The following is a 17,251-nucleotide window of genomic DNA, read 5'->3' on the forward strand; positions in this document are numbered from 1 at the left end:
TGTTCTTTTATTTATATTGTAAACTCTCTACTACTAGTTTCTTATTTTGAAACGGGTCAATAAACCCTTTAATATCATCAAATCTATACTTTAAAGGAAATCCTATCTCTGAACCCTCTGCTGTACTTTCTAAAACATAAAAAGGTCTTCCGTTTATATATAGGGCTTTTTTATTTGGCAAAATTAGATTTAAATTTACTACTACAAAAATATGTTTAGGTACTAGTACAAAATAAGCCTCATAACCTCTTGCTTTTAAAAGAGAAATTAGAAGATTACTTTTATCATCACAATCCCCATAATTTTGTTTTATTACATTTTCTCCACTTCTTGCAACAGATTTATTTACCTTATAAGGTATTTCAGTTACAAGATTTAACATACTTTGTACTTCACAAACTTTTGTATCACATCCAGAAACTAAACTTTTAGCTAATCTTTTTGTATATTCATCTTCTCTTACTTGATTTACATAGGTTAATCCATCTATATCAATAAATTGATTTTTAACTATAAAAAAAGATTTAAATATCATCCCTACTATAAACAAAACAATAAGCACTGATACAATAATTGAACTGTAATATATAAATTTATTTTCAAATAGCATATAAAACTTCTTTTAGTTTTTGAATATAATCTTTTCCATTAACATAAATATTTATAAAATATTCATCGATAAAATCATATTTCAAACAGTTATAGGTTTTTATATCATTTTTTTCTAACTCTTCTCTAAATTTTTTAGAGTTTATATTTTTTAGTTTTATTAATAAAGAGTTTGAACTACTATGAAATAAAAAATCTACAAACTTACAAGAATGGAATATCTTCTCTAGTTCTATTCTATTTTTTATATTTATACTATTTGATATAACTCTAAACTCTTTATCTTTTAAAGATTCTTCTAAATACTTCATATCATAAATTGATAGTTTATCTTCAGGCTCATATTTTCTTAAATTTTCGATATTCCTTTTATTTGAAAAGATAGAAGAGATACTTAAATTTTTATTTGAATAATAGGTTGAGTAGTTTTTTATAATAAAAAGTTTGTCATATTGTTCTAAATAATTAACAGCAATATTATCTGAACAAAAGTCCAAAAGTGTTTCATCTATTATGATAGTTGCTTCTTTTGATACCCAATATTTAAATAGGTTTTCTAAATCATAAAAGGTACCATCAAGATAAGAGGGATTTGCAAAAACAACTATGCTTTCATCTTTTATTGGTAAAAATATATTTTCAAATCTATTTATAAGTCTTACTTCATATTTCAAGTTTAGGGCAGCTTTTTTATACTCTAAACTACAAGGGGAATATATAAAACAATATTTTTTATCCAAAAATTTAAGTATTGAGTAGATTGCTGAACTATAGCCATTAAATAACTCAACTTGTTTTTCAGATATTTTATATCTATTTTTTAGTAACTCTAAAAGATTTAGATAATCAGCATTTTCTATGCTGTTATAATCTATTTGAATATTTGGTTTTAAATAATTCTCTTTTATACTAAAATCTATCATAATCTAAATATTCAAAAAGTTTTTTATACCTGTAAATATAATTTGAGCAGATAAAGCTGCAAGGAAAAGACCAGTGATTTTTGATACCACAAGAAGTCCTTGTCTTCCAACAACTTTTTTTATGATATGTGAAAAATAAAGCATTAATCCTATCACAACCACTGCACATACAAGAGCGATACTTCCTACAAAATGTTCTGCTGCATTTTTAAACCCTGCACCCATTACAAGTAAAACCCCTATTGTTCCTGGGCCAATTGTAATTGGAATAGATAAAGGAACAACAGCTAGTTCAGAGATATCTTTTTGCTCAATTTTTTGAGTATCTTTATTTCCTTTGATTAGCTCAACTGCTGAAAGGAAAAGTAAAGCTCCAGCTCCAATTCTAAAGGCATCTAAGGTTATCCCAAAGACAGCAAAAATATATTTTCCAAAATATAGTAATACTATACTGATTACAATTACTGAAGTTGTTACTTTGATTGCAAGTGCTCTTTTTTCTAAAAGAGTTGCATCAGTTGTAACAGTTAAAAAAACTGATAACACAAAAAATGGTGTCATAATAAAAAACATTTTTAAAAATGTAGCAACAAAAAGTTCCATAGAAAACTTCCTAAAAATTATAATTTTAGGAAGTATATCAAAATAAAGAATAAATTATTTAAAGTGTTTGTTTACAATCTCTAAGAAATCATCAGGATTTTTATATCCTACTATTTGTGAGGCTTTGATTTCATTGTTGTCTTTATCCCAAAAAATTAGTGCTGGAGGACCAACAACTCCAAATCTTTTTTGCATAGCTTTATCATCTGCATTATTTTCAGTTACATCAGCTTTTACTAAAGTAAACTCTTTTAGTTTTGCAATAACTCTTGGGTCTTTAAAAGTGATCTCTTCTAACTCTTTACAAGAGATACACCAAGTGGCATAAAAATCAAGCATTACAGGTTTACTTGAAGCTTTAACAGCTGCATCAATCTCTGTATTGTTTTTTACATAAGCCACAGGTAACACTTCAGCTTGACTTACAGCAACTCCTGATGTAAATTTATCTAATGGTTTTAAAACATTTGTAGCTCCACTAACAGCACCTACAAAAACAAGTACTCCATAAATAAGAATAACTATAGTTAAAACTCTTGCTAAGATATGTTCAAATATTTTTAAATACACTGCTGTACCAATTAATAATAATGCCCATAAATACATAATAATTGTTGGGTCAAATACTCTATCTAACATCCAAATTGCAACAGCAAGCATCACTATACCAAAGATTTTAGTAACAGACTCCATCCAACCACCTGGTGTTGGCATATATTTTCCAGCACCAAGACCTATAAGTAACAATGGTGCGCCCATACCCAAACTCATCACAAATAAAGCAGCCCCACCAAGTATGGCGTCACCTGTTTGTCCAATATATACTAAAGCTCCTGCTAAAGGTGGTGCAACACAAGGTCCAACTATAAGTGCAGACAAAAATCCCATAATAGCGATTCCCACTACGCCTTGTTTCTCTTTTCCATCAGTTGTTTTATTTATCTTATTTTGTAAGCTTTGAGGTAATTCTAGTTTAAAGTAACCAAACATAGAAAATGCAAGTGCTACAAATATTGCAGCAAAAACTACTAATACATATGGATTTTGTAAAGATACTTGTAAATTAGCTCCAAATACGCCAGCTAAAACACCTGCTATTGTATAAGCAACTGCCATAGATAAAACATAAACCAATGATAAAAAGAAACCTTTTGAAGCTGTTAGATTACCACTATCCCCTGCTTTTACAATAATAGAAGATAAAATAGGAATCATTGGGAAAACACAAGGTGTTAAAGATAATAAAAGTCCAAATCCAAAAAAAGTAGCAAGAACTAAAAGTATATTTCCATCTTTTAATGTACCTGCAATAATATCAGTCTCATTTTGTGCAGTTGCAGTTTGTTCACTAGAAGACTCTATTTTCTCAATATTTTTAACTGCTGTATTAAAATCTACAGTTGTTGTTTCACTCATTGGTGCATAACATAAACCTTGCTTTGAACAACCTTGAAAATCAACTTGTACTTCAAAAGTAGAGCTTGAAGACTTTGATTTTAATAAATCATAGGGAATCTCAATATTTAAATCTTTTGTATGTATTTGCCAAATCTCATAAGGCTTAGCTTCGGGAACAATTAAATCTTTTCTAATATCTATTTTTTCAGGTTTTGTTATAAAAAATTTTAATTTATCATCATATAAATAGATATCTTTCCCAAGTTTTAATTTAAAAACTAATTTATCTTCATGTTTCTCAAAACTTGTTTTAAATGCTTCTTCTGGTTCTAAAAAACTTTGTTGTTGAATCCCAAAAGCATATAAAGAACAAATTAAAACTAATAATATTTTTCTTAACATCTATTTTTATTCCTTATTCAAAATACTCTTTAACACTATCTTCTAAATCTTTGACACTTTTTAATCCAACTTCTGTTGTAACTAATTCTCCATCTTCAAAATATGCAAGTGTTGGTAGAGCTTTTACCCCATATGATATGGCTAAATCTCTATACTGATCTATATCTACTTTGTAAATTGTTACATTATTTGGTTTAACTTTATCAAAATCTTCCAAAGTTCCTGCAAGAATTTTACATGGTGGACACCAAGTAGCATAAAAATCAACTATAACATTTTTACCTTTTATCTTTTCAATAAAATTATCTTTTGTTAAATGTTCAAATGCAAATAGGTTTCCAAGTGCAAAAAATAATACAAGTAATAAGATTTTTTTCATAAAATTCCTTTTATATTTTTCTTATTATACAAAAACAATGTGAAGTCTTTGTTTACTTATAAGAAAATCTAAGATAAGAATTATAATAAATAATTATAAAATAATTAATATTTTTTCGATAAAATTTATTTTTTTAGAATAAAAGGTTACATATGAATACATTAACAGACCTTCCTCCAAAAAGTGTTGAGTTTATGATAAAAGACAATATTGCTATGATTGATATAAGAAGACCTGATGAGTGGCAAGCTACAGGTGTTATTAAAAATGCTCACAAATTAACTTTTTTTGATGAATATGGAAATCATGATATTCCAACTTGGATGAGACAATTTGAAAAAATAGTTACTTCAAAAGATGAAGCTTTTGTTTTGATTTGTGCACATGCAAATAGAACAAGAGTTGTAGGGGATTTTTTAATACAAAATCATGGATATAAAAATGTTGCCCATTTAGCAGGTGGAATGGCTTTATGGCTTGAAGAGAATAGAAAAGTAGTTTTTGATTAAAGAAGAGGAGATTTTACTCTTCTTCTTTTTTCTTTTCATTAGCTTCTTGAAGTATTGCAATTACATCATCTAAATTTTCATAAGGGATATGAGATTTCCATTCAATATCTTTTCCATTTAGTGAAATACCAATACTAACGATATCTGGTGTACCTTTACCATAAGGCTCTGCTACATTTGAAATAAAAATTTTACCTTTTTTTGTTCCAGCTAAAGAAAGTGTTCCTAATTCTGTTGTTGCCATTTAATATCCTTTTATAAATTAAATTATTACTATTTTACATAAAGAAACTTTTGAAATGTTAAAGTTACCATATTAAATAGATTTTTTAGCAATCCTTTGTCCATATTTTACATTTTGACCTAATAATTTTTCTAATTGAACAAAATCTTTTTCCCAAACCATAACTACAGTTGAGCCCATTTTAAAGTAACCTAAACATTGCCCTTTTTTAATATCTAAAGATTCATATTCATATATTTTAATCTCTTTTGCATCACTATTAGTTTCAACTTTTGGCTCAAAATTAAATACCATTTGCCCAACATTTAAAGCTCCAACAAATACCATATAGAAAAGTTTTCCTTCATGGGTACACTCTAAAATAACCCTTTCATTTTCAACAAATAAATCTATTTGTTTATTAAGATACTTTAAATTTACTGGATATAGTTTTCCTGGCACATGAATAAGTTTATTAATTTTGAAATCACATGGTGCATGATATCTATGATAATCTTTTGGTGATAGATAAAAATTCATATAAGAACCGTTTTTAACTTTTGCAAAATTATTAGCACAATTGTAAGTTAACATCTCCTCAACAGAATATTCCATACCTTTTATTTGAAGTAATAAATCATCTTCTAAATTTCCACATTGAGTTATTAAACTGTCAGTTGGAGAGATAAAGCAATCTTTGTCTTTATCTATTTCTCTTGGAATTGCAAGTTCTCTTGTAAATAAATCGTTTAATGATTTATAGAATTTTGGATTTCTAAATTCACTCATATTTAAACCCAAAAATTTTACATATGCTCCATTTATAAATTTTTGAATAAATAATGGAAACTCAAATTTCGCAAACTTGCCAAAATATTGAGAAATTATATTTGTTATATGCATAAACACCCTTATTAAATTTTATAATCTTTGCAAATTTTATCTAATCCCAAATTAAAATAGCTATTTAACAAAAAAATCTAAGTATTTTTAAAAGCTATTTTGATAATCTTCCAAAATATATTTATAAATATTTAAAGGAAATAAAAATGCACAAAATCATTGTAGAAAATCAATGTGGTTGCTTCAAAAGAAGTGATTTAGAAAATAATTTAGAGCTAGCTTCTAAAGATGAAGCTTTAAGCAAAGCAATACAAATGAAAAATCATATGAATGCAGAGTTTTGTGGAAAACACGAATTTCAATTAATTGAAGATTCTGAAAATTTTGTTATCTCTTTTAGAGCACCTCAAGCATCATCATGTTGTGGTACAGGATGCTGTAGCTAGGAATATGGTTAAAACCATATTCCTATTTTAATTCTTTTTTTCTTTGTAGATATTTATCAATAGCTTTTTTTATCAACTCGTAATTTTGCCCATCACCTTGTATTCTTTGAAAACATTTTTCATAATCAACAACAGGGTCAACTTTTTCAATCTCAAACATAATATCTAAAAAAGCATGGAAAGGTACGTGATCTCCACTTCTTGTAAAATGTATTGCCCTTTGTAAAGATACAAAAGGATTTTGGTTTATTCTTGTGATATCGTTATATCTTTTTTCCATATAATCGATAAACTCTTTTCTAACTTCCCATTGAATAACTTCTACTTTTTTTGTTTTTGTATTTAGTTTACATTTAAATCCAATTTTTGTTGAATAAAAATCAAATATATCTATTACAAATTTTAAATCTTTATCTAAAAATCTTTCTCTATAAACACATTGAAAAATATCATCTTCAAAAATAAAAGTATGTGAATTGTTTTTATATAAAAAATATTGTTCATCAATTGAACTTACCATCTCTTTTAAATCTGTATCAGTTAGAAAAAACATATCTATATCTCTAAAAGTATCTCTTTTTAAACAAGACCCAGCTAAATAAAACTCTATAGAATCCTGACTCATTGGATTAGAAATAACATTTCTAAAAAAATTTTCTATTCTATCAATTACATTTTTTAATCTTTTATCTAATTTATAAGTTAACTCTTCGTTGATAAAATCATACTCAGTCCAAAATTTGTAATTCAAAATAACCTCTTTAAATCAATATATTCTATTTTATAATATTTATGCTAATTATTAGGTACTAAAATAGTAAGTTTTCCACTCTCTTTCATACCACCAGCATAAAGTGCTGCATTTTTTCCAAATCCATAAAAGAAATCGGCTCTAATCTCTCCTGTAATTGCTCCACCAACATCTGCTGCTACCATAAGTCTGTCAATTTTTTCTTGTGTAACTGAATTTTTTGTATTTATAAATACTGGCATCCCTAAAGGAATATATCTTCTATCAACAGCTAGATTTCTTCCCCCAATTAAAGGTGAACCTAAAGCTCCTGTTGCCCCTACTTTTCTTTCAGAGAAGAAAATATAGCTTCTATTTTTAAATAGCACTTCATCTACACGTTGAGGATTATCTTCAAAATATGCTTTTATACCTTGCATAGAAGCCCCATAATCTTGTAAAACACCCTCTTTTAATAAAAGACCACCAATACCACTATATTTGTGTCCATTTTGGTTTGCATAGCCTATATTTATAATTTCACCAGAATCTAGTTGAACTTTTCCTGAACCTTGAACTTGTAAGAAAAATAGTTCAATTCTGTCATCTACATAACATATTGCTTCTAAGTCATCTCTTTTTACTAAATCTTCTCTATCATCATAAGATACTATCTTACCATCAACAAGTTTTCCCCTTAATCTATATTTTTTTAATTCTGGATATGAATCGCTTAAATCAATAATAATCATATCATCAGGTGTTTTATAAATTGGATATTTATAAACTTCATCTTGAGTTCTACTACCTCTTAATAAAGGTTCATAGTAACCAGTAATCACACCTTTATCATACCCTTTATTATCATATAACTGATAAGCTGTAAAATTTTCTGTAAAAAACTTTGAAGCATTTGTATACTCTTGTGCTTTTGCACATATATTTTTAAATAAATCAAATCTTTTTGCTCTAGTGCAATCTTTTTTAAATACATCAAAGGCTAAAGGAAGATTATCATCATAAAACCCTTCTATATCTTTAAAATCTATTTGTTTTACATTTGCTTTTGATATTGGTAATTTTTCAAACTTTATTGGCTCTTTTTGAGTACATCCGGTAAGAATAAGTATAAATATAATTGTGATAGTTGATAAATAATTCATTTGTTTCCTTTATAATTTAAGGAATTTTATCATTTAAAGGTTAATAAAAAATTACATACCACAATTAGAAAATGAAGATTGAGAATAAACCTCTTTTAAACCACAAACTTTACATCTGTATTCAATATCATTAACTCCAGAACAACCATGGTTTTTTAATACTCTTGTAGTAATAACATCTTGTTTAAAAGTTCTTTGGGTATTTTCATCAAAAAAGACTCTTGGTTTTGCTCCACATGAGGGACATTCGCCTGAGTTTAGTCTATCTACTCTTTTATGTTTAGTTTTATAGAAAAGTAAAATTGAGAATATTACTATTAAAAATAGTAGTAATAAGAAGATTATTGTTTGCATGAAGCAGAGTTGTTACTCTACTTCTGCGTCGATAACATCGTCATCGTCTTTTTTAGCTTTTTGGTTTGGTTGACCTTGTGCCGCACCACCTGCTTGTTGCTCTTTAGCATACATAGCTTCAGCTAATTTATGAGATTTTTCAGTTAAAGCTTTAACTTTCTCTTCAATTTGCTCTTTTGTTGCATTTTCATCTTTTAGAATCTCTTCTAATTCTGCTGCTGCATCAATAATAGCTTTTTTCTCTTCTTCAGAAACTGCACTTTCATTTTCTTCTAAAGTTTTCTTAGTTGAGTGTAATAAAGCATCAGCTTGATTTCTTACATCAATTAATTCTTTTTTCTTAGCATCTGCTTCTTTGTTTGACTCAGCTTCTTGAACCATTTTTTCAATCTCTTCATCACTTAATCCAGATGAACCAGAGATAGTAATTTTATTCTCTTTACCAGTACCTTTATCTTTAGCAGATACATTTAAAACACCATTTGCATCAATATCAAATGTTACTTCAATTTGAGGAACACCTCTTGGAGCTGCTGGGATATCTGAAAGTTCAAACATACCTAAAGATTTGTTATCTTTAGCAAATTCTCTTTCCCCTTGAACTACATGAATAGATACTGCTGGTTGGTTATCTTCAGCTGTTGAGAATGTTTGAGATTTTTTAACTGGAATAGTTGTACCTTTTTCAATTAATTTAGTAGATACTCCACCTAAAGTCTCAATTCCTAACGATAATGGTGTAACATCAAGTAATAATACATCTTTAACATCACCTCTTAATACACCAGCTTGAACTGCTGCACCTGCTGCAACAACTTCATCAGGATTAACACCTTTATTTAAATCTTTTCCAAAGAACTCTTTTACAACTGCATTTGCTTTTGGTAATCTTGTTGAACCACCAACCATAATAACTTCTTGAATCTCACCTTTATCTAATCCTGCATCTTTAAGTGCATTTTTGATGTGTTGTAATGTTTCAGAGATTAAATGCTCTGTCATAGACTCAAATTTTGCTCTAGTTAATGATTTAACTAAGTGAACAGGACCAGCGTTACCCATAGAGATAAATGGTAAGTTGATTTCTGTTGATTCAGCAGAAGAAAGCTCTTTTTTAGCATTTTCAGCTGCATCTTTTAATCTTTGTAATGCCATTTTATCATTTTTGATATCGAAACCATTTTCAGATTCGAACTCTTTTGCTAACCAATCAATAATAGCGTTATCGAAGTCATCTCCACCCAAGAATGCATTACCATCTGTTGAAAGTACTTCAAATGTTCCATCACCAATTTCAAGAACAGTAACATCAAATGTACCACCACCTAAATCGTATACTAGAACTTTTTCTTCACCTTTTTTGTCAAGTCCATATGCTAATGAAGCTGCTGTTGGCTCATTGATGATTCTTAATACATTAAGACCAGCAATAGTACCAGCTTCTTGAGTTGCTTTTCTTTGTGCATCATTGAAGTATGCAGGAACAGTAATAACTGCATCAGTTACAGGAGCACCTAAATACTCTTCTGCATCTGCTTTTAATTTTCCAAGAATTTTAGCTGAAATCTCTTGTGGAGTATAAACTTTATCTCCAATTTCAACTGCTGCTGCACCATTTCTATTAACGATTTTGTATCCAACTTTTTCTTGTGCTTCTTTAGCATTTTCCTCTTCCATCATAAGACCCATAATTCTTTTTACAGAATAAATAGTCTTCTCAGGGTTTGTAATAGCTTGTCTTTTTGCTGGATCTCCAACTAGTACTTCACCTTTATCAGTGAATGCTACAATAGATGGAGTTGTGTTTTTCCCTTCTTTGTTAGGAATAACTTTTGCTTCACCACCTTCATAAACTGCCATACAAGAGTTTGTTGTACCTAAATCTATACCAATAACTTTACTCATTTTAATTCCTTAATTTTATTTTATAAAATGAAGGTAACCTTTCATATTTGATGTTCTTTAGTGTTTGAAATAAATTCAAACTAAGAACCAATTCTAAAGAACAAGCTGAAGCTTGTTTACCCTCACTGTTGTTTTATTTTATATTCAATAGTTTTTTGACATTACGGTCATTTGCAAATTACTTTTTACAAATAGAAACCATTGCTGGTCTAAGTAATCTATCTTTGAACTTATAACCTTTTTGCATAACTTGAACTATTTGTCCATCTTCATGCTCATCACTTTCAACTTGCATTATTGCATTATGGAAGTTTGGATCAAACTCACCATCTGTTTCAACAAGATTAATATCATGTTTCTCAAATGCAGTATTGAAATTTTTAATTGTAAGTTCTACACCCTCTTTTAGTTTTGCCAATAACTCTTCAGCTGCCATTCCACTAGCTGCTTCTTCAGCTGCTAATGCCATCTCTAAAGTATCAATTGGAGCTAAAAGATCTTTTGCAAATTTTTCACTTGCATAATCAATTGCTTGATATTTCTCTTTTTCTAATCTTTTTTTAATATTTTCAAAATCTGCATGAACTCTAAAATATTTATCTTCACTCTCTTTTAACTTTGCTTCAAGTTCAGCAATTTTATCTTCTTCTCTTAATTCTACAGATTCCGTTGCTTCTGTATTTTCTACAGTTTCTTCTTGAACCTCTTCGTTTTGTACTATTTCTTCATTGTTTAATTCTTCTTGTTTTTCACTCAAAGTAATTCTCCTAAATCATACTTATCTTATTGTAAAAGAATTCATAATCTTTTGACAACTCACCTACGACTAACATTTTTACCTCTTTTTGTCCAACTTTGCAGTTATGACATATTCCAATGTAACCCTCTGGAACTATATTGTCAAAATATAAACCTTCATCAATAGAGTCTAAAATTCTACCTTTTAAAAAAGAGTTGATACTCTCTTCATTTAGGTTATATTTAAGTGCTAAAGAGAAAAACTCTTTTGTATTGTAAATATGGAAATTTTTATTTTGTAAATGTTGACTAACCTTTTCATAAATTTCAAAAGCTCCAACTTGTTTAGAGATATTTACAATATGAACTAACTCTAAACCTAACATATCACTTAGAAATCTATATAAAGCATCAGTAAACTTTACTGTGATTGCAAATGATGAAAACTCTAAAATCATATATCTGTTTTCTACATTTAAAATATTTTTTAAAATGTCAGACTTTTGGTCTTGAATAAAAACAGACAAACCAACATCTTTTGAAAGATATTCTATAGCTTTTTCATCAACAAAATTGAGTCTAAAATTAAGTTTATTACTCCAATACATTTTTAAAGCTTCTGTTGTAGGTGTTCTACCTGAACTCACATGTTCTTGAGCTAGAAAACCTTCATCCCCCAACTTTTTAAAGTAACCTCTAATAGTTGCAGGAGAATATGTAATATCATACATATTTTTAAGTTGAGTAGAACCAATAGGCTCTAAATGCTCAATATAAGCTTTAATAATTGAATGTAATAAAAACTCTTTTTTGTCAATCATTTTATATCCACTTTCTATTTTTTAGCACTTAAAATCTTAAACTGCTAAAAATATTATACTATATGAGTGAGTAAATGTCAAGTTCTTTTTGGCAAATGATTTATAAAAGTGCTAAATTTTAAATTATTGCTATTTTTTATATAGATTTTTTCAATTATTTTTAACTTTTTTCAATATAATAAAATAAAAAGAGTTGTTCAATGAAAAAATCTGTTTTGTTACTTTTGATGGTTAATGTATTTGCTTTTAGTTCAGAGTTTATAACAATAGGAACTGGAAGTGTTACAGGAACTTATTACCCAACTGGTGGAGCAATATGTAAGCTTGTAAATAAATATAAAAAAGAAACAAAAATTAGATGTTCTGTTGAAGCAACTGATGCATCTGTATATAATATAAGAGCAATAGATGAAGGTGAGTTAGACTTTGGAATTGCACAATCTGATGCAGTTTATCAAGCAATTAATGGAATAAAAAAATTTAAAAATCACCCTATAAAAGAGTTAAGATCTGTGATGTCAATATATACAGAACTATTTACTCTAGTAACAAGAAAAGATGCAAATATAAAATCTATAGATGATATTGTAGGGAAAAGAATCAACATAGGAAATGTAGGTTCAGGAAATGAAGCAACTGCAATGACTTTATTAAATGAATTAAATATAAAGCCTTCTGACTTTTCATATGTAGGAAGATTAAAAGCAGGAGAAGCTCCCGATGCTATAAGAGATAATTTGATAGATGGATATTTTTATATGGTGGGGCATCCAACAGCAAATATAAAAGATGCTTCAAATACTTCAGATATCTATTTAACACCAATAAGTGGTCCTAAAATTGATGAATTTTTAAAAAGAAACCCTTATTATATAAAAGATGTAATTCCTGCTAATATTTATAAAGGTGTTAAAAAACCTGTTCCAACATTTGGAGCAAAAGCTGTATTGGTTACTAGTTCAGATGTAAGTTCAAAAGCAGTTTATACTTTGGTAAAAGCTATTTTAGAAGATTTTGAAGAGTTTAAAAAACTTCATCCTGTATATAAATATATAACAAAAAAATCTTTACTAGAAGGCTTAGGTGCACCTTTACATGAAGGTGCAGCTAAATATTTTAAAGAGAATAATTTTATAAAATAAACCTCTATTTTTTTAGAGGTTTCTCTATGATATAACCATAACCCTTATGAGAGATTATAAAGTCATCATCTTTTACTTTATCTTTTAATCTTTTCATTACAGTTCTAAATGCAGAATCATTTGTATTAATATCATCCCATACAACTTCTTTAAATTTAGTAACAGGAACAACATCTCCAAGATTATCAATTAATACTTTTAGAATATCAAGCTCTTTTTTTGATAATTTTACAATTGTTTCTTCATTATAAAGTTTATCATTTATAGTATTGTATGTATATCTTTTATTTAAAGTTATTAAATCTGTTTTTTCTAAACTTCCATTATCAGCTAAAACCTCTTCTTTTGCTTTTTTAAGCATCTCCATCATATTGTCAATATTTAAAGGTTTTACAAAATATCCTAAAACTCTTAGGTTGATAAGTTTTAGTAAATCTTCCTCATTTTTATGGGCGCTTACTATTATAAATCTTTGATTAGGAACTATCTCTCTAATATCATCAATCATTGAGATACCATCTTTGTTTGGCATTTTTAAATCTGTGAGTACTAAATCAAATTTTTTATTTTCTTCAAAATCATTTTTGAAGATAGAAGCACCCTCTTCTCCATCTTTTGCAACAACAACTTCATCAAAAATTGTATTAAGATAGAAAGAAAGAGTTTTTCTTGCAACATCCTCATCTTCTACTAATAAAACCCTTGTAGAATAGTTTTTCATCTTTGTTCCTATTTCATAATTTCCCCTATTATATCAAAAAATGATTTTAAAGTGGTAAATTTATTGTAAATAAAACACCCTCTTCGATATTATTTACAGATATTTTTCCATTCATATTTTTTTCTATAATAGTTTTTGCCATGTATAAACCTATCCCTGTACCTTGATTTTCAAACTTTGTTGTAAAGTAAGGTTCAAAAATTCTATCTATAATATCAGAAGGGATTTCACCACAATTATTTGAAAGATTTATTTCAACATTGTTATCTTTTCTTTTTATAGTGATATTAATAACAGGACTAAATTCCATCTCCTCTTTTTTAACTTTTGCAGCATCATTGGCATTATTTAATATATTTAGAATAACTTGTTCAAATTCATTTTTGTAATTAAAAACATTTACACTATCCCCATCTATTTTCAATAATACCTTATATTTTTCCAATTGGGTTTCTACAATGTTTGAACACTCTATAATTGCTTCTTTTATATCAAACTCTATTTTATCTTTATTTGGTTGGTAGAAATTTCTAAAATCATCAATAGTTTGAGACATATAATCAATTTGTACTTTTGAATCTTTTATAATATCATCTAACTCCTCTTTTGAGAGAGTTCCATAGCTATCTCTAATAAAATGTATAAGAAGATTTATATTATTTAGAGGTTGTCTCCATTGGTGAGCTATATTACCAAGCATCTCACCCATAGCAGCAAGTTTACTTTGTTGAACTAGGATTCTATCTTTTTCGATATTTTTAGCTACCTCTTCATTAATCTTTTGTTTTAATTCCTCTTCTGTTAACTTCATCTCAGTAATATCATTTACATAACCATAAAGATGAGTTATATTTCCAAAATCATCTTTTAAGAAAATTGTTCTATTAAATACCCATCTTACATCACCATTTTTATCTTTTACCCTATGAAATTTAGTAAAAGATTTATCATCATTTTTCATAGCAATATTTAAATCTTTTATTAAATCTTCTATATCTTCTTCATAAACAAAATCAAAATATTTAACCTTCTTACTTTCAAAATCCTCTACAATATAACCATAAGAATTAATAGATTTAGAAAGATACTCAACTGTAAGATTTTCATCATTTTTCCATTTGAAAATCACTATTCTTCCATACTCAACTAATAAATCAACATATTGAAGCTCTTTTGTAAGTTTTTTCCTTTGTTCAATATCCATTGACATCATAAGCATTCTTTTATGATGATTATCATCAAAAGCTTTACCTCTTACAAATATCCATTTAAATTTATTTGATTTATCTCTTATTCTATATTCACAAATAAAGTGTTCACTTTCACCCCTTAAGTGGGTTTCAAATTTTTGTCTAACTATTGAAACATCATCTTTGTGTATTAAGTCAAACCATTCATTTAAGGTATTTATATCTCCATCTTCATAGCCAAACATATCTAACCATTTTTTTGAAAAATATATATGTTGTGTTTTTAAATCAATATCCCATAAACCATCGTTTGAAGCGATAATTGCTAGTTCATATCTCTCTTTCCATTTTTTATACATAATATTTCTGGTTTCTAATCTTTTATTATATCTATGGAAAATCTTATTTGTAAATTTAGCAAACAAAGAAGAAGCAACAATTAAAAAAAGTGAGATTAAACCAATTATGGCAATTGCAATAGATAGTTTAGAATTATAGTCAAATTTGATTTGAGATACTTTTGTTGGGAAAAAATTGCTTTTTACTGATACAAGATAATTGTATTTTCTAAAATCATAGGTATCAACAGAAGAACTATCATCAATATCTTTATTGTATTTTTCTAAGATTTCATTTGAACTATTCATAGTATCATTTTTTAAAATATATTTTATATCAAATTTTTTACCCTTGTTATAATAGTTAAATACATATCCTGAATTATAATCATAAAACCAAAAATAGCTATTATTGTAATACTTACTTTTTTGAACAATTGAGTTTTCTATAACCTTTCTTGTTGTCTCTTTCATATCATCAACTTTTGAAAAAGCACCTAAATAAAGATCCTTTTTATCTAAAAGTTTAAAATAACTTAATCTAATTTTTCTTTTTTCTTTGTCTATCCAATAAAAAAGATTGTCAACTCCAATATATGAAATATTTCTTAACATATGGTGTCTAAAATTACTTATTTCTAGACTTGAACCAGTAAGGGTTTTAAGATAATCAATAATACTTTCCCCATACAAAATATCATCAGAGTTTTTTCTAAATAAAACAAACTCAAAATCAGTAGAGTCTTCTATATCTTTTATTTTATCTCTAATTCTATCTATTTCTATATCTTCTTTAACATAGTTTATAAACCCATAAAGAGAGATTACCGCTTCCCTTAAAGCAATCTCTTCACTATCAAAAGAGGCACTTGCATTAAATTTGATATCATCAATAAATTGTGTTAGGATTTTATCTTTTTGATAAGTGTCTTCTTGTTTTATCAATGAAATATCATTATTCTTTTTAAACTCTAAAACAAAAGTAGTAACAATAACAGAAACTATTGCACTTATAAATACAAATATTAAAGGTGTAAATACTAAATGTTTTTTTATATCAGAAAGATTGTAAAATTTTCTTTTTTTAAACATTAGTAAAAAACCTTGGCCAAATATAAGCCATAAGGGGAAGCAGGTATTCTATGAATAAATTTTTCTCTATTTAATTGAGATTTTAAATCCTCAATTGATAGTTTTCCTTCACCTATTTTTATTAAAACTCCAACCATAAGTCTTATTTGTGAACGTAAATATGAATTTGCAGTAAATTTAAAAACATACACATCTTTATATTTATAAAAATTTGCATCAAAAACTTCTCTAACTGTATTATCTTTATCACTACCTTTTTTGTGAAAATACTCAAAATCATGAACCCCTATAAAATACTTTATAGCCTCTTTTATTTTATCTTCATCAAACTCTTTTATATGTGAAATATATTTTGAATTAAAAACTGTAGGTTCTTTTTTTGAAAGCAAATATCTATAAACTCTTTTTTTAGCATGAAATCTTGAATGAAACTCTTTATTTACAAACTTAATATGATTTACTTTTATAGATAAAGGAAGATGACGATTTAAAACATCTTTTAGTTTTTTTAAATCACTCCAGTAAGAGGGAAGTATACAATTAAATACTTGCCCTGATGCATGAACATCTTTATCAGTTCTTCCACTTAAAACAATTTTTGTATCAATATTTAAAGATTTGAAAGTTTCTTGAATACTATCTTCTACACTTGAACCATCAGGTTGAGTTTGACTCCCTTTATAATAAGTTCCATCATAAGATATAGTAAATTTTGCATTCAT

The 17,251-nt window shown here is 27.4% G+C and carries 19 protein-coding genes; 3 read left to right on the top strand and 16 right to left on the bottom strand.

The window, feature by feature from the left end; translation table 11 throughout:
• Positions 1 to 7: 7 nt before the first annotated feature.
• The 5 genes from ACKU3H_RS01935 to ACKU3H_RS01955 are packed head-to-tail and all read right to left on the bottom strand — an operon-like array spanning position 8 to position 4,314.
• A complete protein-coding gene (locus ACKU3H_RS01935) occupies positions 8 to 610 on the bottom strand; it encodes a transglutaminase domain-containing protein (RefSeq protein ID WP_320035294.1) in 603 nt (200 codons plus the stop codon).
• Positions 600 to 1,532 carry a histidinol-phosphate aminotransferase family protein gene (locus tag ACKU3H_RS01940; protein ID WP_320035295.1) on the bottom strand — a complete coding sequence of 311 codons (933 nt, stop codon included), beginning with the start codon at positions 1,530 to 1,532 and terminating at the stop codon, positions 600 to 602. Before ACKU3H_RS01940 ends, ACKU3H_RS01935 begins: the two co-directional genes overlap by 11 nt.
• Positions 1,533 to 1,535: 3 nt before the next feature.
• Positions 1,536 to 2,135 (bottom strand): MarC family protein, encoded by a 600-nt coding sequence (locus tag ACKU3H_RS01945; protein WP_320035296.1) that lies wholly within the window; start codon positions 2,133 to 2,135, stop codon positions 1,536 to 1,538.
• A gap of 54 nt (positions 2,136 to 2,189) precedes the next feature.
• On the bottom strand, positions 2,190 to 3,935 hold the full coding sequence (gene dsbD / locus ACKU3H_RS01950) for a protein-disulfide reductase DsbD (protein ID WP_320035297.1): 1,746 nt from the start codon (positions 3,933 to 3,935) through the stop codon (positions 2,190 to 2,192).
• 13 nt (positions 3,936 to 3,948) lie between these two features.
• A complete protein-coding gene (locus ACKU3H_RS01955; protein ID WP_320035298.1) occupies positions 3,949 to 4,314 on the bottom strand; it encodes a thioredoxin domain-containing protein in 366 nt (121 codons plus the stop codon).
• Between the two features lie 152 nt (positions 4,315 to 4,466).
• On the opposite strand from ACKU3H_RS01955, the gene ACKU3H_RS01960 reads away from it, so the two are divergent.
• A complete protein-coding gene (locus tag ACKU3H_RS01960; protein WP_320035299.1) occupies positions 4,467 to 4,823 on the top strand; it encodes a rhodanese-like domain-containing protein in 357 nt (118 codons plus the stop codon).
• A 13-nt stretch (positions 4,824 to 4,836) separates the two neighbouring features.
• On the opposite strand, the gene ACKU3H_RS01965 is transcribed toward ACKU3H_RS01960, so the two are convergent.
• On the bottom strand, positions 4,837 to 5,067 hold the full coding sequence (locus ACKU3H_RS01965) for a hypothetical protein (protein WP_320035300.1): 231 nt from the start codon (positions 5,065 to 5,067) through the stop codon (positions 4,837 to 4,839).
• A gap of 72 nt (positions 5,068 to 5,139) precedes the next feature.
• Entirely contained in the window at positions 5,140 to 5,949 is an 810-nt protein-coding gene (locus ACKU3H_RS01970) for a phosphatidylserine decarboxylase (RefSeq protein WP_320035301.1), read from the bottom strand.
• A 146-nt stretch (positions 5,950 to 6,095) separates the two neighbouring features.
• Between ACKU3H_RS01970 and ACKU3H_RS01975 the strand changes: the two genes are divergently transcribed.
• The gene (locus tag ACKU3H_RS01975) at positions 6,096 to 6,335 is read left to right on the top strand and encodes a hypothetical protein (RefSeq protein ID WP_320035302.1); all 240 of its coding nucleotides are present in this window, start codon (positions 6,096 to 6,098) and stop codon (positions 6,333 to 6,335) included.
• A gap of 22 nt (positions 6,336 to 6,357) precedes the next feature.
• Here ACKU3H_RS01975 and ACKU3H_RS01980 read toward each other — a convergent pair whose 3' ends face one another.
• The 6 genes from ACKU3H_RS01980 to ACKU3H_RS02005 all read right to left on the bottom strand — a co-directional run bounded on the left by ACKU3H_RS01980 (position 6,358) and on the right by ACKU3H_RS02005 (position 12,046).
• A complete protein-coding gene (locus ACKU3H_RS01980; RefSeq protein ID WP_320035303.1) occupies positions 6,358 to 7,086 on the bottom strand; it encodes a hypothetical protein in 729 nt (242 codons plus the stop codon).
• 44 nt (positions 7,087 to 7,130) lie between these two features.
• Positions 7,131 to 8,228 (bottom strand): murein transglycosylase A, encoded by a 1,098-nt coding sequence (locus ACKU3H_RS01985; RefSeq protein ID WP_320035304.1) that lies wholly within the window; start codon positions 8,226 to 8,228, stop codon positions 7,131 to 7,133.
• Positions 8,229 to 8,279: 51 nt separating this feature from the next.
• The gene (locus tag ACKU3H_RS01990) at positions 8,280 to 8,582 is read right to left on the bottom strand and encodes a hypothetical protein (protein ID WP_320035305.1); all 303 of its coding nucleotides are present in this window, start codon (positions 8,580 to 8,582) and stop codon (positions 8,280 to 8,282) included.
• Positions 8,583 to 8,594: 12 nt separating this feature from the next.
• The gene (dnaK, locus tag ACKU3H_RS01995; protein WP_320035306.1) at positions 8,595 to 10,487 is read right to left on the bottom strand and encodes a molecular chaperone DnaK; all 1,893 of its coding nucleotides are present in this window, start codon (positions 10,485 to 10,487) and stop codon (positions 8,595 to 8,597) included.
• A 178-nt stretch (positions 10,488 to 10,665) separates the two neighbouring features.
• On the bottom strand, positions 10,666 to 11,244 hold the full coding sequence (gene grpE / locus ACKU3H_RS02000; protein WP_320035307.1) for a nucleotide exchange factor GrpE: 579 nt from the start codon (positions 11,242 to 11,244) through the stop codon (positions 10,666 to 10,668).
• A 10-nt stretch (positions 11,245 to 11,254) separates the two neighbouring features.
• Complete coding sequence (locus ACKU3H_RS02005) at positions 11,255 to 12,046, bottom strand: heat-shock protein (protein ID WP_320035308.1); 792 nt, start codon at positions 12,044 to 12,046, stop codon at positions 11,255 to 11,257.
• Between the two features lie 200 nt (positions 12,047 to 12,246).
• On the opposite strand from ACKU3H_RS02005, the gene ACKU3H_RS02010 reads away from it, so the two are divergent.
• Entirely contained in the window at positions 12,247 to 13,188 is a 942-nt protein-coding gene (locus ACKU3H_RS02010) for a TAXI family TRAP transporter solute-binding subunit (RefSeq protein WP_320035309.1), read from the top strand.
• A 4-nt stretch (positions 13,189 to 13,192) separates the two neighbouring features.
• Here ACKU3H_RS02010 and ACKU3H_RS02015 read toward each other — a convergent pair whose 3' ends face one another.
• Genes ACKU3H_RS02015 through truA form a run of 3 tightly spaced genes read right to left on the bottom strand, consistent with a single transcriptional unit; the run spans position 13,193 to position 17,251 of the window.
• Positions 13,193 to 13,909, bottom strand: coding sequence for a response regulator transcription factor (locus ACKU3H_RS02015; protein ID WP_320035310.1), 717 nt, complete (start codon positions 13,907 to 13,909; stop codon positions 13,193 to 13,195).
• Positions 13,910 to 13,955: 46 nt separating this feature from the next.
• Positions 13,956 to 16,529, bottom strand: a complete 2,574-nt coding sequence (locus tag ACKU3H_RS02020; protein WP_320035311.1) for a PAS domain-containing protein — start codon at positions 16,527 to 16,529, stop codon at positions 13,956 to 13,958.
• Positions 16,529 to 17,251, bottom strand: a complete 723-nt coding sequence (gene truA, locus ACKU3H_RS02025; protein ID WP_320035312.1) for a tRNA pseudouridine(38-40) synthase TruA — start codon at positions 17,249 to 17,251, stop codon at positions 16,529 to 16,531. The genes ACKU3H_RS02020 and truA overlap by 1 nt, the downstream gene beginning before the upstream one ends.

Source organism: Halarcobacter sp., from assembly GCF_963675975.1.
GTDB lineage: Bacteria > Campylobacterota > Campylobacteria > Campylobacterales > Arcobacteraceae > Halarcobacter.

Excerpts from the sequence above, each read along its gene's own strand:
- ACKU3H_RS01935 (WP_320035294.1), bottom strand. The coding sequence starts at position 610 with ATGCTATTTGAAAATAAATTTATATATTACAGTTCAATTATTGTATCA.
- ACKU3H_RS01940 (WP_320035295.1), bottom strand. The coding sequence starts at position 1,532 with ATGATAGATTTTAGTATAAAAGAGAATTATTTAAAACCAAATATTCAA.
- ACKU3H_RS01945 (WP_320035296.1), bottom strand. The coding sequence starts at position 2,135 with ATGGAACTTTTTGTTGCTACATTTTTAAAAATGTTTTTTATTATGACA.
- dsbD (WP_320035297.1), bottom strand. The coding sequence starts at position 3,935 with ATGTTAAGAAAAATATTATTAGTTTTAATTTGTTCTTTATATGCTTTT.
- ACKU3H_RS01955 (WP_320035298.1), bottom strand. The coding sequence starts at position 4,314 with ATGAAAAAAATCTTATTACTTGTATTATTTTTTGCACTTGGAAACCTA.
- ACKU3H_RS01960 (WP_320035299.1), top strand. The coding sequence starts at position 4,467 with ATGAATACATTAACAGACCTTCCTCCAAAAAGTGTTGAGTTTATGATA.
- ACKU3H_RS01965 (WP_320035300.1), bottom strand. The coding sequence starts at position 5,067 with ATGGCAACAACAGAATTAGGAACACTTTCTTTAGCTGGAACAAAAAAA.
- ACKU3H_RS01970 (WP_320035301.1), bottom strand. The coding sequence starts at position 5,949 with ATGCATATAACAAATATAATTTCTCAATATTTTGGCAAGTTTGCGAAA.
- ACKU3H_RS01975 (WP_320035302.1), top strand. The coding sequence starts at position 6,096 with ATGCACAAAATCATTGTAGAAAATCAATGTGGTTGCTTCAAAAGAAGT.
- ACKU3H_RS01985 (WP_320035304.1), bottom strand. The coding sequence starts at position 8,228 with ATGAATTATTTATCAACTATCACAATTATATTTATACTTATTCTTACC.
- ACKU3H_RS01990 (WP_320035305.1), bottom strand. The coding sequence starts at position 8,582 with ATGCAAACAATAATCTTCTTATTACTACTATTTTTAATAGTAATATTC.
- dnaK (WP_320035306.1), bottom strand. The coding sequence starts at position 10,487 with ATGAGTAAAGTTATTGGTATAGATTTAGGTACAACAAACTCTTGTATG.
- ACKU3H_RS02005 (WP_320035308.1), bottom strand. The coding sequence starts at position 12,046 with ATGATTGACAAAAAAGAGTTTTTATTACATTCAATTATTAAAGCTTAT.
- ACKU3H_RS02010 (WP_320035309.1), top strand. The coding sequence starts at position 12,247 with ATGAAAAAATCTGTTTTGTTACTTTTGATGGTTAATGTATTTGCTTTT.
- ACKU3H_RS02015 (WP_320035310.1), bottom strand. The coding sequence starts at position 13,909 with ATGAAAAACTATTCTACAAGGGTTTTATTAGTAGAAGATGAGGATGTT.
- ACKU3H_RS02020 (WP_320035311.1), bottom strand. The coding sequence starts at position 16,529 with ATGTTTAAAAAAAGAAAATTTTACAATCTTTCTGATATAAAAAAACAT.
- truA (WP_320035312.1), bottom strand. The coding sequence starts at position 17,251 with ATGAATGCAAAATTTACTATATCTTATGATGGAACTTATTATAAAGGG.